Annotated in this window: 12 protein-coding genes; 11 read left to right on the top strand and 1 reads right to left on the bottom strand. The window is 73.9% G+C overall.

Going from position 1 to position 14,764, the window contains the following annotated elements:
- Window positions 1–41 precede the first annotated feature (41 nt).
- From ACYQ02_RS03655 to ACYQ02_RS03635, 5 genes are all read left to right on the top strand, one after another.
- Window positions 42–668 carry a hypothetical protein gene (locus ACYQ02_RS03655; RefSeq protein WP_460039083.1) on the top strand — a complete coding sequence of 209 codons (627 nt, stop codon included), beginning with the start codon at window positions 42–44 and terminating at the stop codon, window positions 666–668.
- Window positions 669–673: 5 nt separating this feature from the next.
- Window positions 674–2,581 carry a 1-deoxy-D-xylulose-5-phosphate synthase gene (dxs, locus tag ACYQ02_RS03650; protein WP_460039207.1) on the top strand — a complete coding sequence of 636 codons (1,908 nt, stop codon included), beginning with the start codon at window positions 674–676 and terminating at the stop codon, window positions 2,579–2,581.
- Between the two features lie 43 nt (window positions 2,582–2,624).
- On the top strand, window positions 2,625–3,494 hold the full coding sequence (locus ACYQ02_RS03645; RefSeq protein WP_460039082.1) for a TlyA family RNA methyltransferase: 870 nt from the start codon (window positions 2,625–2,627) through the stop codon (window positions 3,492–3,494).
- 337 nt (window positions 3,495–3,831) lie between these two features.
- Window positions 3,832–4,728 carry a dihydrodipicolinate synthase family protein gene (locus ACYQ02_RS03640; protein WP_460039081.1) on the top strand — a complete coding sequence of 299 codons (897 nt, stop codon included), beginning with the start codon at window positions 3,832–3,834 and terminating at the stop codon, window positions 4,726–4,728.
- 123 nt (window positions 4,729–4,851) lie between these two features.
- On the top strand, window positions 4,852–6,195 hold the full coding sequence (locus ACYQ02_RS03635; protein WP_460039080.1) for a M20 family metallopeptidase: 1,344 nt from the start codon (window positions 4,852–4,854) through the stop codon (window positions 6,193–6,195).
- Between the two features lie 88 nt (window positions 6,196–6,283).
- On the opposite strand, the gene ACYQ02_RS03630 is transcribed toward ACYQ02_RS03635, so the two are convergent.
- Complete coding sequence (locus ACYQ02_RS03630) at window positions 6,284–7,291, bottom strand: isocitrate/isopropylmalate dehydrogenase family protein (RefSeq protein WP_460039079.1); 1,008 nt, start codon at window positions 7,289–7,291, stop codon at window positions 6,284–6,286.
- 280 nt (window positions 7,292–7,571) lie between these two features.
- Here ACYQ02_RS03630 and ACYQ02_RS03625 point away from each other — a divergent pair, with 280 nt between their 5' ends.
- The 6 genes from ACYQ02_RS03625 (at window position 7,572) to steA (ending at window position 14,755) form a co-directional block, all read left to right on the top strand.
- Entirely contained in the window at window positions 7,572–8,444 is an 873-nt protein-coding gene (locus ACYQ02_RS03625; RefSeq protein ID WP_460039078.1) for an NAD(+)/NADH kinase, read from the top strand.
- Entirely contained in the window at window positions 8,441–8,887 is a 447-nt protein-coding gene (argR, locus tag ACYQ02_RS03620) for an arginine repressor (protein ID WP_460039077.1), read from the top strand. The genes ACYQ02_RS03625 and argR overlap by 4 nt, the downstream gene beginning before the upstream one ends.
- Before the next feature lie 48 nt (window positions 8,888–8,935).
- Entirely contained in the window at window positions 8,936–10,666 is a 1,731-nt protein-coding gene (recN, locus tag ACYQ02_RS03615) for a DNA repair protein RecN (protein ID WP_460039076.1), read from the top strand.
- A 282-nt stretch (window positions 10,667–10,948) separates the two neighbouring features.
- A complete protein-coding gene (spoIVB, locus tag ACYQ02_RS03610; RefSeq protein ID WP_460039075.1) occupies window positions 10,949–12,688 on the top strand; it encodes a SpoIVB peptidase in 1,740 nt (579 codons plus the stop codon).
- Complete coding sequence (gene spo0A, locus ACYQ02_RS03605) at window positions 12,609–13,421, top strand: sporulation transcription factor Spo0A (RefSeq protein WP_460039074.1); 813 nt, start codon at window positions 12,609–12,611, stop codon at window positions 13,419–13,421. The genes spoIVB and spo0A overlap by 80 nt, the downstream gene beginning before the upstream one ends.
- Before the next feature lie 212 nt (window positions 13,422–13,633).
- The gene (steA, locus tag ACYQ02_RS03600; RefSeq protein WP_460039073.1) at window positions 13,634–14,755 is read left to right on the top strand and encodes a putative cytokinetic ring protein SteA; all 1,122 of its coding nucleotides are present in this window, start codon (window positions 13,634–13,636) and stop codon (window positions 14,753–14,755) included.
- Window positions 14,756–14,764: the final 9 nt, after the last annotated feature.

Below are 14,764 nucleotides of genomic sequence, written 5' to 3'. Positions count from 1 at the left end.
GCGGGCAAGCCTCACGATACACCCCGGGGTGGAAACGGGGCGTGGGGCTCGGCTTTCTGACCTTCCTTCTGGCATTGACCACCTCCCCGCTCTCCGAGTCGGCCGTGCGGGCTTTGAGCCTGCCGCTGGCCATGCTGATCGTGGCGGCCATCGTGGCCCTGGGCGTGGTCTTCGACATCATCGGCGTGGCCGCCACTGCCGCCGACGAAGCGCCCTTCCACGCCATGGCGGCCAAGCGGAAACCCGGGGCGCGGGCCGCCCTCGGCCTCGTGCGCAACGCCGACCGGGTGGCCGCCTTTGCCAATGACGTGGTGGGGGACGTGGCCGGCACCCTCTCGGGGGCCGCCGGCGCCGCCGTGGCGCTGCGGCTCGGCCAGTGGCTCGACGGCCAGGGAACCCACCTGGTGGTCGCCCCATTGGTGCTGGCCCTGGTGGCGGGCCTCATGGTCGGCAGCAAGGCGGCGGGCAAGGGCTTCGCGCTGCGCGAGCACCAGCGGGTCTTGCTGGCGCTGGGCACCTTCCTGGAAGGGGTCGAACGGGTCACCCGCGTCCGCCTCTACCCGGCGGCGCGCCGGAGCCGGCGCCGGCCGCGCAACCCGGGAGGCAGCCGGCGCCAGGCGGAGCGGGCAAAGGCCATGGCGAAGGCCATCTCGAACCAGAAGGGGTGAGCACCCTGGCCGAGATCCTCCCGCGGCTCCAGGGGCCGCAGGACCTCAAGGCGATGGACGAAGGCCAGCTCCGGCAACTGGCGGCGGAGATCCGCCGGGTGATCGTCGAGACGGTGGCGCGCAAGGGGGGTCACCTGGGGGCCAGCCTGGGCGTGGTGGAGCTGACCCTGGCCCTGCACAAGGTGTTCGACAGCCCGCGGGACCGGATCGTCTGGGACACCGGTCACCAGGCCTACCCCCACAAGCTGGTGACGGGCCGGTACCACCGGTTCCACACCCTGCGGGAGACGGGCGGGCTCAGCGGGTTCCTGAAACGACAGGAGAGCCCCCACGACATCGTGGAGGCCGGGCACGCGGGGACCTCCATCTCCCACGCCGTCGGCCTGGCCCGCGCCCGCGACCTGCGCCGCGAGGACTACCACGTGGTCGCCGTCATCGGCGACGGGGCGCTGACCGCCGGCATGGCCTTCGAGGCGATGAACCACGCGGGCCACCTGGGCACCGACCTGATCGTCGTCCTGAACGACAACTCCATGTCCATCGCGCCCAACGTGGGCGGCCTGGCCCGCTACCTCACCCAGATCCGCACCGACCCCACCTACGGCCGCATGCGGGCCGAACTGGAACGGGTGCTCGAGCAGCTGCCCCGGGTGGGCAGCCAGGCGCTGCGCTGGCTCCACCGCTTCAAGGACAGCCTGAAGTACCTGGTCGTCCCGGGGATGCTCTTCGAGGCCCTGGGCTTCCGCTACATCGGGCCGGTGGACGGCTACCGGCTGCGCGACCTGATCCGCGTGCTGGAGAGCACCAAGGCCATGCGCGGGCCGGTGCTGGTCCACGTCATCACCCAGAAGGGCAAGGGGTACGCCCCCGCTGAGGGCGATCCCTGGACCTGGCACGGGCCCAAGCCCTTCAACCCCGCCACCGGCAAGATGGAACCCGGCCGTCCGGGCGAGCCCCCTTCGTATACGGGCGTCTTCGCCCAGACGCTGGTGGAACTGGCCCGGTCCGAGCCGCGCCTCGTCGCCATCACCGCGGCGATGCCCGACGGCACCGGCGTCGCCACCTTCGCCCGGGCCTTCCCCGACCGGGCCTTCGACGTGGGCATCGCCGAACAGCACGCCGTCGCCTTCGCCGCCGGGCTGGCCCTCAACGGCTTCCGGCCCGTGGTCGCCATCTACTCCACCTTCCTGCAGCGGGCCTTCGACCAGGTGGTCCACGACGTGGGGCTGCAGCGGCTGCCCGTGATCTTCGCCATCGACCGGGCTGGCATCGTGGGCGCCGACGGGGAGACCCATCAGGGCCTCTACGACATCGCCTACCTGCGGCCGCTGCCGGGGTTCGTCCTGATGGCGCCGCGGGACGAGAACGAGCTGCGCCACATGCTCAAGACCGCCGTGGCCTATGAGGCGGGCCCGGTGGCCATCCGCTGGCCGCGGGGCCATGGCGTCGGAGTGCCGCTGGAGGAGCCTCGGGTCCTGCCCATCGGCCGGGCGGAACTGTTGCGAGCCGGGCGGGACGTGGCGCTGATCGCCTATGGACCGCTGGCCCACGCGGCCCTGGCGGCGGCCGAGCGGCTGGCGGCGGAGGGCATCGATGCGGCGGTGGTCAACGCCCGCTTCGCCAAGCCCCTGGACGAGGAACTGCTGGCGGACGTCCTGTCCACCACGGGCCGCGGGGTGACGGTGGAGGAGCATGTCCTGGCAGGCGGCTTCGGCAGCGCCGTGCTGGAGATGGCGGCCCGGCGGGGGCTGGCGGTCCCCATCCGCTGCCTGGGGGTGCCGGATCGGGTGGTGGAACACGGCGACCCCGGCCACTTCCGCGCCCTCTTCGGCCTCACCCCCGAGGGCATCGCCCAGGCGGCCCGGGAGCTGGTGGGTGCCGCCGCCCCGGTGCGGCGGCGGGCGCGGGGGTGAGGGCGCCCATGGCCCGGCTCCCCGGCGGGGAGGAGGAAGGGGCGTGAGCCCGAAGGGCACCCGGGGCATCCGCCTCGACCAGCTCCTGGTGGAGCGCGGCTTCTTCGCCACCCGTAGCCGCGCGCGGGCGGCGATCCTGGCGGGGCAGGTGCGGGTGGACGGCCGGGTCGTCGACAAGGCGGGGGCAACCGTCCCGCCCGATGCGGCTATCGCCGTCGCGGCGGACCCGATTCCCTACGTCAGCCGCGGCGGGGTCAAGCTGGAACACGCCCTGCGCGCCTTCGACCTGGTCAAGGCCGTGGAGGGCGTGGTGGCCGCCGACATCGGCGCCTCCACGGGGGGCTTCACGGACTGCCTCTTGCAGCACGGCGCCCGGCGGGTCTACGCCATCGACGTCGGCTATGGCCAGCTGGCCTGGCGCCTCCGCCAGGACCCGCGGGTGGTGGTGATGGAACGGGTCAACGCCCGCCACCTGGCCCCGGCCGACCTCCCCGAGCCGGTCCAGCTGGTCACCATCGACGTCTCCTTCATCTCCCTGCGCCTGATCCTGCCCGCCGCCCGGGGGATCCTGGTGCCCGGCGGGGGTGTGATCGCCCTGATCAAGCCCCAGTTCGAGGCCGGTCCGGCCGATGTCGGCAAGGGCGGCATCGTCCGGGACCCGGCGGTGCACCGGCGGGTGCTGGAAGAGGTCACGGCGGCGGCGGAGGCCTTGGGCTTCGGCCTTTTGGGGCTCACCGCCTCGCCGATCCGCGGGGCCGACGGCAACCGGGAGTTTTTGGCCCTCTGGCGCGGCCCGGGCACCCCGGCGGGCGCCACCTTGGCGGCCGTTCTGGCGGGGCGGCCCCTTCTGGCCGGGGACCCGCGCCGGCAGTGCATCGATGCCCTGGCCGGCCGCAGCGCATCAACGCCTTGACGGGAGGGAGGCAGCCCCCGGGCCGGCCGCGGGTTCCGGTGGAACAGGCCACGGAACCCCCTTTGGGACAGGCCATCGGCCGGGCTGCCGGGACCGGCCGGCGGTCCCCGGAGGCCGCGCGCCGCCGGTTCCCGCGGCGTGAGCTTCGGCGCCAGGGGAGAACGCCGGCTAAGGGCGGGCGCCGAGAGGACCCGGGCCGCCACAAAGCAAAGATGTCCCCGGCGACCGGTGCCGCCGCCTGCGGGGCGGCGGCACCGGCCATGGCGAAGGACCGCCAGGGGAGAGGCCGTGCCGGCCGGTACGGCGGCCCGGCACGGCGGCCAGGAGGTGGGGCAGGGTGGCATTCGATCTGCAGGGGATCTGGGCGCCGCTGGTGACGCCCTTCACCGCCGACGAGGCGGTCGACCTGGAGGCGCTGGCCTTCAACGTCCAGCTGTACGGCCAGACGCCCCTCACGGGGTACGTGGCCCTGGGGACCACCGGCGAGTTCGTGCACCTGACCGACGAGGAGCGGGGCCAGGTCATCGAGACCGTGGTGCGGGCCGCCCGGGCCGACGACCGGCCGGTAATCGCCGGCGTCGGCGGCCATGCGACCCGGGTGGCGGTGGAACAGGCCCGGCGGGCCGCCGAGGCGGGCGCGGTGGCCCTGCTGGTCTGGCCGCCGTTCTACTACAAGGCGAAGATCGATCGGGACGCCCTGATCGACTATTTCACGGCCGTGGCCGACGGCTCGCCGGTGCCGGTCATCCTCTACCACATCCCCCAGAACACCGGCGTGAACCTGTCCCCGGCGGTGGTGGCTGAGCTGGCGGGACACCCCAACATCGTCGGCATCAAGGACAGCACCGGCCAGCCGGCCCAGACCATCGCCTTCCTGCGGGAGGCCGGGCCCGGGTTCCGGGTGATGGTGGGGTCGACCACCGCCTTGCTGGCCGGCCTGGCCGCCGGTGCGGCGGGCGGCATCCTGGCCACGGCCAACATCGCGCCCTACGAGTGCTGCGAGGTCTACGACCACGCCCGGGCGGGGCGGTGGGCGGACGCCGCGGAGGCGTACCGGCGGGTGGCGGCGGTGGACGAGGTGGTGGCCCGCATGGGCCTGGGCGCCCTCAAGGCCGTGCTGGAGATGCTGGGCTACCGCGGCGGCTACCCCCGCCGGCCCTTGACCCGGCCCGAGGAGGCCGAGCTGGACCGGCTGCGCCTGCTCCTGCGGGAACAGCGCTTCCTCGGCTGTTGAACACTGGCGGGTCCGCGACGGGACGCCGGCGCCGCACCCCGGGAGCGGGCGGGTTCGTCCAGGCGGGGGCGGCGCCATCCCACAGCCCGTGGGAACGGATGGGAACGGATGGAGGGTGGCGGCGTGGACGACCACCGGCAACGACACCTGATCACGGCCCTGGCCCGCCACCTGGCCGCCCGCCGGCCGGCCATGGTCGAGCTCCTGGCCCAGCTGGTCAACCGGGACAGCCCCAGCGACCACAAGGGCCTGCTGGATGGGATGGCGAGCTTCCTGGAGGAGGAGCTGGGCCGGCGCGGCGGCCAGGTCCAGCGCCTCCGGCAGGCCGGGGCCGGTGACCACCTGGTCGCCCGGTTCTTCCCCGGCGGCGACGCGCAACGGGCCGTGCTGCTCCTGGCCCACTACGACACGGTCTGGCCGCCGGGCGAGGCGGCGCGCCGGCCCTTCCGCCAGGAAGGCGGCCGGGGCTACGGGCCCGGCAGCTTGGACATGAAAGCGGGCATCGTCATCGGCCTGGAAGCGGTGTCGGCGCTAGCGGCCCTGGTCGCCGGGGAGGACGCCGGGTGGGGCCCGGGGGAGGCTGGGGCGCGCGGCCCGGCCGGGGGACCACCGGCCCTAAAGCCCGCCCTGCTCATGGATCCGGCCGCAACAGGAACCGGGGCCCGGCCACGCCCCCTTGCGATCCTGCCGCCCGTCACCTTCCTGCTCACGTCCGACGAGGAGACGGGGAGCCGCACCTCGCGGGCGCTGATCGAGGACCTGGCCCGCCGGCACCAGGCGGTGCTGGTCCTTGAGCCGGCCGCCGGCGGCCGCCTGAAGACGGCCCGCAAGGGGGTGGGGGACTTCCGCCTGGTGGTCGAGGGCCGGGAAGCCCACGCGGGCAACGACCCCGGCCGGGGCATCAGCGCCGTGGAGGAACTGGCCCGCCAGATCCTGCGCCTCCACGCCCTGAGCGACCCGGGCCGGGGCACCACCGTCAACGTGGGGGTGGTCCGCGGCGGCCTGCGGCCCAATGTGGTGGCCGGCCGGGCGGAGGCGGAGGTGGACATCCGCGTCGCCACCCTGGAGGAGGCCCGGCGGCTGGAGGGCCTCTTTGGGCGCTGGGGCCCGGTCAACCCTGAGGCCCGGGTGATCCTCCAAGGGGGGTTCGACCGGCCGCCCATGGAGTTCACCCCGGCGAACCAGGCCCTGTTCCACCGCGCCCAGCGGGTGGGATCCTGGCTGGGCATGACCGTGGAGGGGGCGGCGGTGGGCGGCGCCAGCGACGGCAACTTTACCTCCGCCCTGGGCATCCCGACCCTCGACGGCCTGGGGGCCACGGGCGACGGCGCCCACGCCCTGGACGAACACGTGGACCTGGACGAGCTGCCGCGGCGGGCGGCCCTGGTGGCCGGTCTGATCCTCGACCTGGGCGCGGTCCCCTTCGGTCCTGATGGGGGGCCGGCCAGCCCCGGGGATCGGGGCTAAGGGGGACGCCCGGCCGCGGCGCAGGTCCCCGTCGCGCCGCGGCGGCATCCCCCGCCTGCCCCGGCGGCCGGCCACTGGCCGGCCCTCGTCAGCCGCGGACCCGCTCGGCGATGGCCTGGGCCATCTCCCGGGTCCCCGCCGTGCCGCCCAGGTCATAGGTGACGGTCTTGCCTTCGGCGATCACGGCGGCCACCGCCCGTTCCACCCGGTCGGCGGCCTCGGCCTCCCCCAGGTGGCGAAGCATCAGCACGGCCGAGAGGATCAGGGCGGTGGGGTTGACCTTGTTCTGCCCGGCGTACTTGGGGGCGCTGCCGTGGATCGGCTCGAAGACGGCGTACTCGTCGCCCATGTTGGCACCGGGCGCGATGCCGAGGCCGCCGATGAGGCCGGCGCACAGGTCCGAGAGGATGTCGCCGTAGAGGTTGGGCATGACCAGGACGTCGTAGAGCTCGGGCTTCATCACCAGCTGCATCGCCATGTTGTCGACGATCCGGTCCTCGAACTCGATGTCGGGGTAGGCCTCGGCGACCTCCCGGGCCACCTCGAGGAACAGGCCGTCGGTCAGCTTCATGATGTTGGCCTTGTGCACCGCGGTGACCTTGCGGCGGCCGTTCTGGCGGGCGTAGCGGAAGGCGAAGTCGACGATGCGCCGGCTGGCCTGCCGGGTGATGATCTTGATGCTCTCGGCGGCGTCGGCACCGACCCGGTGCTCGATCCCCGCATACAGGTCCTCGGTGTTTTCCCGGACCAGCACCAGGTCGATGTGGTCATAGCGGGACTTGACCCCGGGGTAGGTCTTGGCCGGGCGCAGGTTGGCGTAGAGGTCCAGCGCCTTGCGCAGGGCCACGTTGACGCTGCGAAAGCCGCTGCCCACGGGGGTGGTGATGGGTCCCTTGATGGCGACCCTGTTCTTCCGCACCGACTCGAGGACGTGGTCGGGCAGCGGGGTGCCGTACTTCTCCATGACGTCGGCGCCGGCGTCGACCCGCTCCCATTCGATGTCGACGCCGGTAGCGTCCAGGACCATCAGCATGGCTTCGGCCAGCTCCGGCCCCGTCCCGTCGCCGGGGATCAGGGTCACGCGGTGTTTGGCCATCCCGGGTCACCTCGTGGAAAATAGTGTGCGGCGCCGGCCGGCGCCTGCCGGCGCGCCGGCCGGGCGGGGCGAAGCCGGCTCGGCGATCGGCCCGGCGCCCCGGCGGGGGGGCCGCAGCCGGGCGGCCGCCGGCGCGGCCGGAAGACGACCCGACCATAGTATCACGAGGATCCCGAGGATCACGGGGCGCGGTGCAAGGATTGCCCGGGACCAGGGCGAAACCAGAGGCGCGGGATGGCCTCCGCCCGCAAGGCCGACCGCGCAACGGGATCGGGTGATGATGGAATATAATGGTACGCAAGAGCCTTTGGGCTGGGCCGGCCTGTTCGCCACCAAGGCGGCGGGCCGGGAGCTGGCGGCGCGGCTGACACCGTGGCTCAAAGCCCGGGGCCTGGCGGTCGTCGACCTTTCCGCCGGGCTTTCGGCCGGGGCCAGTGCTGCCGGGGGAACCGGCACGACCCCGGCGCTGCCGGGCGGGGCCGGGGTCGTGCTGTCCCTGGGCGGCGACGGCACCTTGCTGCGGGCCGCCCGGGCGGTGCCCGCCTCCATCCCCCTGCTCGGCGTCAACCTGGGGCGGGTCGGCTTTCTGGCGGAGGTCGGGCCCGACGAGGTCTGGGACGTGCTGCCCGCGGTCCTGGAGGGCCGGTTCGTCCTGGACGAGCGGCGCCTTCTGGAGGGGACCGTGGGCGGAGGGCTGCTCTGGGCGGTCAACGACCTGGTGGTGCGCAGCGCGGGCACGGCCCGGCTGCTGCGCCTGCGCCTGTGGGTCGACGACCAGCTGGCGGCGGAGATGGCGGGGGACGGCGTGGTGGTCGCCACGGCCACGGGCTCCACGGCCTACGGGCTGGCTGCCGGGGGACCGGCGGTGCCGCCGGATCTGGAGTGCCTGGTGGTGGTGCCCCTCAGTTCGTTCAGCCTGGCCGTACGGCCTTTCCTGGTGGCGCCGGCGCGGCAGGTGGCGGTCGAACTGGTCGAAGGGGACGGGCTGGTCACGGCCGACGGTCAAGAGACCCGGCCCCTGCCCGCCGGGGAGACGCTGGCGGCGCGGCTGGGATCCCGCACCCTGCGGCTGGTTCGCCGGCGCCCCTGGCCCTTCTATGAGGTGCTCCGGGGCAAGCTGTTCACCACGGCCGAAGGAGGGGGGCGCCGGTGAAGTCCAAGCGCCAGCGCCTGATCCTGGAGATCATCCAGTCCATGCCCATCGAGACCCAGGAGGAGCTGGTGCGGGAGCTGGAGCGCCGCGGGTTTCCCGCCACCCAGGCCACCGTCTCCCGGGACATCAAGGAGCTGGGGCTGGTCAAGTCGCCGACGGGCGACGGCCGCTACTGCTACGCCCTGCCGGACGCGGCTCCCGGCGGCCGGGAGCGGCTCCGGCGCCTCTTTCGCGAATCGTTGCTGGACATCGACATCAGCGAGAACCTGGTCCTGGTGAAGACCCTGCGGGGGACGGCCGCGGCGGCGGGGGAGGCCATCGACCAGTTGGGCTGGCCGGAGATCGTGGGGACGGTGGCGGGTGACAACACGGTGCTGGTGGTGGTCCGTTCCCGCGACCTGGCCCCGGCGGTGGCCGAGCGCTTCCGGGAACTGGCCCGGTAGGCGCTGGCGGCGCTTTTGCGGACCGCCGGGGGCACGGGAGGGATCCGGGTGCTGACAGAACTGGTGATCGAGAACATCGCCCTGATCGACGCCGCCCAGGTGGAGTTCGGCCCCGGCCTCAACCTGCTGACGGGCGAGACGGGGGCGGGCAAGTCCATCCTGATCGATGCCCTGGGGTTGGCCCTGGGGGAACGGGCCAGCCCCGACCGGGTGCGGGAGGGCGCGGCGGCCGGGCGGGTCGACGCGGTCTTCGCGCTGGGACAGGCCCTGCCGCCCCGGCTGGCGCGGATCCTGGCGGAGGCGGGACTGGAGCCCGACGAGGAGGGCCGGTTGATCCTGACCCGGGAGGTCAGCCGCGCCGGTCGCAGCGCCGCCCGCATCAACGGCCGGCCGGTGACCACCGCCCTGCTCCGGCAGGTTGGCGCCATGCTGGTGGAGGTCCACGGCCAGGGGGACAACCAGGCCCTGCTGGATCCCGACCAGCAGCTGGAGTGGCTGGATGCCCTGGCGGGCGACGAGGTCGCGGCCCTGCGCGCGCAGGTGGCGGAACGGGTGGACCAGCTGCGCCGCCTGGCGGCCCGTTTGCGGTCCCTGGCGGCGGACCCCCGGGAGCGGGAGCGGGAACTGGACCTTCTCCGCTTCCAGCTGGAGGAGATCGACGGGGCGCGGCTCGAGCCCGGTGAGGAGGAGGAGCTGGCCCGGCGCCGGCGCCTGCTGGCGGGGGCCGAGCGCCTGGCGCGGCAGCTGGCGGAGGCCTACGAAGCCCTGTACGCGGCCGGTTCGTCCGCCGCCGACCGGCTGGCCGCCGCCGGCCGGGCCCTGGAGGAGGCCGCCACCGTCGATCCCGAGCTGGGCGGCTTGGCGGAGCGGGTCCGGGCCCTCGGCTATGAGGTCGAAGAAGCGGCCCGGGACGTGCGCGCGCGGGCGGACGCCGTCGAGCACGACCCCGCCGCCCTGGCCCAGGTGGAGGAGCGGTTGGCCCGGTTGCAACAGCTCAAGCGCAAGTACGGCGATTCGGTCGCGGCGATCCTGGCCTACCGCCAGCAGGTGGCGCAGCGCATCGCCGAGCTGGAGGGGGCGGCCGAGGCGATCGCCGCCCTGGAGGCGGAGCGCCGTCGCGTCCTGGAAGAAGCCGCGGGCCTGGCCCGCCGCCTGCACCAGGCGCGCCGGCAGGCGGCCCAGCGCCTGGCCCAAGCGATCAACCCGATCCTAGCCAGCCTGGGCATGCCCGGCGCCGGCTGGTCCGTCGCCTTCCACACCACGCCCGATCCCGACGGCGTCCCCTGGGAGGGCGGGCCGGTGCGCCTGGCGGAGACGGGTGTCGACCGGGTGGAGTTCCTGCTGGCGCCGAACCCGGGCGAGCCGGCCAGGCCGCTGGCGCGGGCGGCGTCGGGCGGCGAGCGCTCCCGCGTCATGCTCGCCCTGCGCAGCCTGCACGTCACGGCCGGCGACGTGCCGACGGTCATCTTCGATGAGGTCGACACCGGGGTGGGCGGCGAGACGGCCTGGGCCGTCGGCCAGCGGCTGGCGGCGCTCGCCCGCGCCCGCCAGGTCCTTTGCGTCACCCACCTGGCCCCCATCACCGCCCTGGCGGACCGGCACCTGGCGGTCCGCAAGGAGATCCAGGGCGGCCGGACCCGCACGCGGATCCGCACGCTGGACGGCGACGAGCGCCTGGAAGAGCTGGCGCGCATGCTGGGCACCGGATCCGGCGAGCAGGGGGCCGGCGCCGCGCGGCTGCTGCTGGAGCGCGCGCGGCAGCTTCGCCAGGCCGGCTGAGACACCCCCGCCGGCGGTGGCAGCGCGGGCAGGTCCATGGCACCCCTTGCAACCTTTCCGTAACATCCAACCCCCCTCAGCGCCCGAAACTAGGTTGTGGGCGGCGGCTTGACCTGACGCCCGCCGCCGCCCCGGATCGTTCCTTGAAAACCGGCCCGTTCCTCCATCGCCCGCCGGATCCGGCGGGCATGGCAGGACCCGGTTGCACCGGCCCCTTCGGAGGCGGGGCACGCCCGGCCGCGCGCGGGGACGGGGTCCCTCCAAGAGAAGGAGGGGATGCCCTTGCACCCAGCGCGAGTCCGGAGGGCCGGGGTTTGGGCTGCGGTCCTGGCCGCAACCCTGCTGGTGCTGCTGGCTCGCTGGCAGGTGGCGATTCCCGGCCACGTCCGGCTCACGCCCGATTCGGTGCAACGGCTCGGACCGGGCCTGCCCTTGCCCATCGCCGTGCGCGCCGAACCCCCCGGCGTGCTGGAGGTTGGCGGCGGCCCGGGCGGCACGACCCGCTTGCCGTTGGCCGTCGCGGGCCAGCGCCCGGGCGTCGCCCGGCTGGAGATGAGCCTGTTCGGCTGGATGCCCTTGCGTCCCGTCACCGTGGAGGTCGTCCCCCGGATGGAAGTGATCCCCGGGGGGCAGGCGGTGGGGGTGATGGTGCAAGCGCGGGGCGTGCTGGTCGTCGATTACGCGCCCGTCGCCCTGGACGACGGCCGCACCGCCGAGCCGGCGCGCCAGGCGGGCTTGCGTCCCGGCGACCTGATCACCCGCATCAACGGCGAGCCGGTGGAGAGCGACGCCGAGGCGGTGCGGTTGATCGACGGCGCGGGACGGCAGGGCCGGCCGGTCGAACTGGAGGTGCGGCGGGGCGACCAGGTGTTCACCCGCCGGGTGGAACCGGTCTACAACCGGGACCAGCAGCGCTACGCCATCGGCATCTGGGTCCGCGACCGGGTGGCGGGGGTCGGCACCCTGACCTTCTACCACCCGGACTCGGGGCGGTACGCCGCCCTGGGCCACGTGGTGGCGGATCCGGAGACCCAGGTGCCCTTGCCCGTGGGCGACGGGCAGATCCTGCCGGCCCGCATCACCGCCATCGAGCCTTCGCGGCGGGGGGACCCGGGCGAGAAGATCGGCGTGGTGCCGCCGGGGGCCCAGGCGCTGGGCACCATCGACCGCAACACGCCCGTCGGCATCGCGGGCCGGCTGCTGGATGAACCGGCGCCCGGCCCGGTGAACCGGCCGCTGCCGGTGGCCACCGCCGCAGAAGTCCATCCCGGCCCCGCCCAGATCCTCACCGTGGTGGACGGCGAGGAACCGCGGGCCTTCGACGTGGAGATCCAGCGCGTCACCCCCGCCGCTGACGGCCGGGACCTGGTCATCCGGGTGACGGATCCCGAGCTGCTGCGGCGCACCGGGGGGATCGTCCAGGGGATGAGCGGTAGCCCGATCCTCCAGGACGGCCGCCTGGTGGGGGCGGTGACCCACGTCTTCGTCAACGACGCCACGCGGGGCTACGGCGTCCTGGCAGAGCGCATGGTGGAAGCAGCCGGTCTCGGCGCGGCGGCTCGGGACGAACCGGCCCCGGAGCTGCGCCGGCCGGCGCCCGGCGCCGCCAGGGCCGCGGCCGTCCCGCTGCCCGAGCTGGACCATGCCTGGCCGCCGGCCGGGGCGGTCAACCTGGGGCCGGGTACCGCCTCCCGGCGCCTTGGGCCGGGGCCCCTTGGGGGTCCCGGCCTCGTCTTGTGCGGGTTCCATCTCCTCCAGCTGGACGCCCCCAAAAGGAACCGGATCGTGGCGAAGCCTATCCATAACGAGGAACTGCTGTCGAACGAATCAGAGCGCGGTGTCGGATTTCGTCGACAAGTTTTCCGAACTTTACGGCAGGAGTTGCCAGGGGACCTGACAAACACGAAGAAGGACCCCGGGGAGCAAAGGAGGCAGACGGTGCATGGTGCAGGCCGCAACCGCCGTGGCGCAAACCCTCCCTGCGACGTCGGCCCAGCCGATCCGCGTCCTCATCGCCGATGACAACCGGGAATTCTGCGAGCTCCTGGCGGCCTACATCGATCAGCAGCCCGACATGGAGCTGGTGGGGGTGGCCCACGACGGGCAAGAGGTCCTCGATCGGATCCGGTCCGCCGCGCCCGATGTGGTGCTGCTGGACGTGATCATGCCCCACCTGGACGGCATCGGCGTGCTGGAGACCCTGGCCGCCATGGACCTCCCCCGCCGGCCCCAGGTGGTCATGCTGACGGCCTTTGGGCAGGAGACCGTCAGCCGCCGGGTCGCGGAGCTGGGGGCCAGCTACTTCGTTTTGAAGCCCTTTGACCTGGACGTGCTGGCCGACCGCATCCGCCAGGTGGCGGGCGCGGGCCGGCCTGCCGACCGCCGCCCGGCCGCCCCGGCGCGCAACCGCAACCTGGAGGTCGAGGTCACCAACCTTTTGCACCAGATCGGCATCCCCGCCCACATCAAGGGCTATCTCTACCTGCGGGAGGCCATCCTGCGGGTCGTCCACCGGGTCGAGCTGTTGGGCGCCGTGACCAAGGAGCTCTACCCGTCCATCGCGGTGAAGTACGACACCACCCCCAGCCGGGTGGAACGGGCCATCCGCCACGCCATCGAGGTGGCCTGGAACCGCGGCAACATGGACGTGGTCAACCGCCTCTTCGGCCATACGGTCCACGCCGACCGCGGCAAGCCGACCAATTCCGAGTTCATCGCCATGGTCGCCGACCGCCTGCGGATGAACATGAACTGACCCACCAGCCTTCCGAGACGCCACCGCCCTTTTCCCACGCCTGATCGGGGGTCGCCCGCCGCTGGACGCGCGGGCGGCCCCCGCGCTTCCTGCTGCCCTCAGCCGCCGTCGAGGACGCCCTTCTGGGCCGTGGCCGGTTCGTCCCTCCCCGCGATAACCCCTGCCCGATTTGGAAATATTCAGAACCGGGGGTTGACCGAGGAGGGCACGCCATGCGGCTCACCGGCACGGCCCGGGTGGACCGGCGGACCAAACGCCTGGTCCGGCGCCTGCAGCCCGGGGACATCGCCGTGGTGGCCCACCGGGACATGGATGAGGTGGCCGCCCGCTCCCTGGTGGACGCCGGGGTCCGGGCCGTCCTCAACGCGGAAGAGACCTTGACCGGTCGCTACCCGGCCACGGGGGCGGCCTATCTGCTGGCCGCCGGCATCCCCGTGCTGGACGGCCTGGGGGACGACTTCTTCAACAGCGTGGCCGACGGTGACCTCCTGCGGGTGGAAGGGCCGCTGGTGTGGTGCGGCGACCGGCTCCTCGGCCGGGGCACCCTCCTCAGCCACCGCCTGGTGGAGGAGCGGCTGGCCCGCGCCCGCGCCAACCTGGATCTGGAGCTGGCGCGTTTTCTGGAGAACACCCTGGAACGGGCCCGGCGGGAGCGGGACCTGATCCTGGGCCGCTGGGAGCTGCCGCCGCTGCGCACCCGGCTGGAAGGCCGGCAGGTGCTGCTGGTGGCCCGCGGCCCCGCCTACCGGGAGGACCTGGCCGCCATCCGGCCTTACATCGACGAGGTGCGGCCGGTGCTCATCGGCATCGACGGCGGCGCCGACGCCCTGCTGGCCGAGGGGTACCGCCCCGACCTGATCTTCGGGGACATGGACAGCGTTTCCGACCGGGCCCTGCGGTGCGGCGCCGAGCTGGTGGTCCACGCCTATCCCGACGGCCGGGCGCCGGGGGAGGAACGGCTGCGGGCGCTGGGCCTGGCGGCCACCCGCTTCGCGGCGCCGGGGACCAGCGAGGACGCGGCGATGCTGCTGGCCCACCAGGCCGGTGCCGACCTGCTGGTCGCCGTGGGCACCCACACCAACCTGGTCGACTTCCTGGACAAGGGGCGGGAGGGCATGGCCAGCACCCTGCTGGTGCGCCTGAAGGTCGGCACCCACCTGATCGACGCCAAGGGGGTCAGCCGGCTCTACCGTTCCCGCCTGACGGGGCGCCACCTGGCCCACCTGGTGGTGGCCGCCCTGGTGCCGGTCGCCGCCGTGGTGGCGGTGTCGCCGTGGCTGCGCACCTGGCTGGAACTGGTGTGGCTGCGGGCCCGGGTCGCCCTGGGCTGGTGAAGCGGGGCT

The sequence above is a fragment of the Thermaerobacter litoralis genome (assembly GCF_054654595.1).
Note: the sequence above shows the minus strand (reverse complement) of the source record. Positions and strands in the feature narration are given on the sequence as shown.

Bases quoted from the DNA above. Each gene is read 5' to 3' on its own strand.
- ACYQ02_RS03630 (WP_460039079.1), bottom strand. From the start codon at position 7,291: ATGGCCAAACACCGCGTGACCCTGATCCCCGGCGACGGGACGGGGCCG.
- ACYQ02_RS03625 (WP_460039078.1), top strand. From the start codon at position 7,572: ATGGAATATAATGGTACGCAAGAGCCTTTGGGCTGGGCCGGCCTGTTC.
- spo0A (WP_460039074.1), top strand. From the start codon at position 12,609: ATGGTGCAGGCCGCAACCGCCGTGGCGCAAACCCTCCCTGCGACGTCG.
- steA (WP_460039073.1), top strand. From the start codon at position 13,634: ATGCGGCTCACCGGCACGGCCCGGGTGGACCGGCGGACCAAACGCCTG.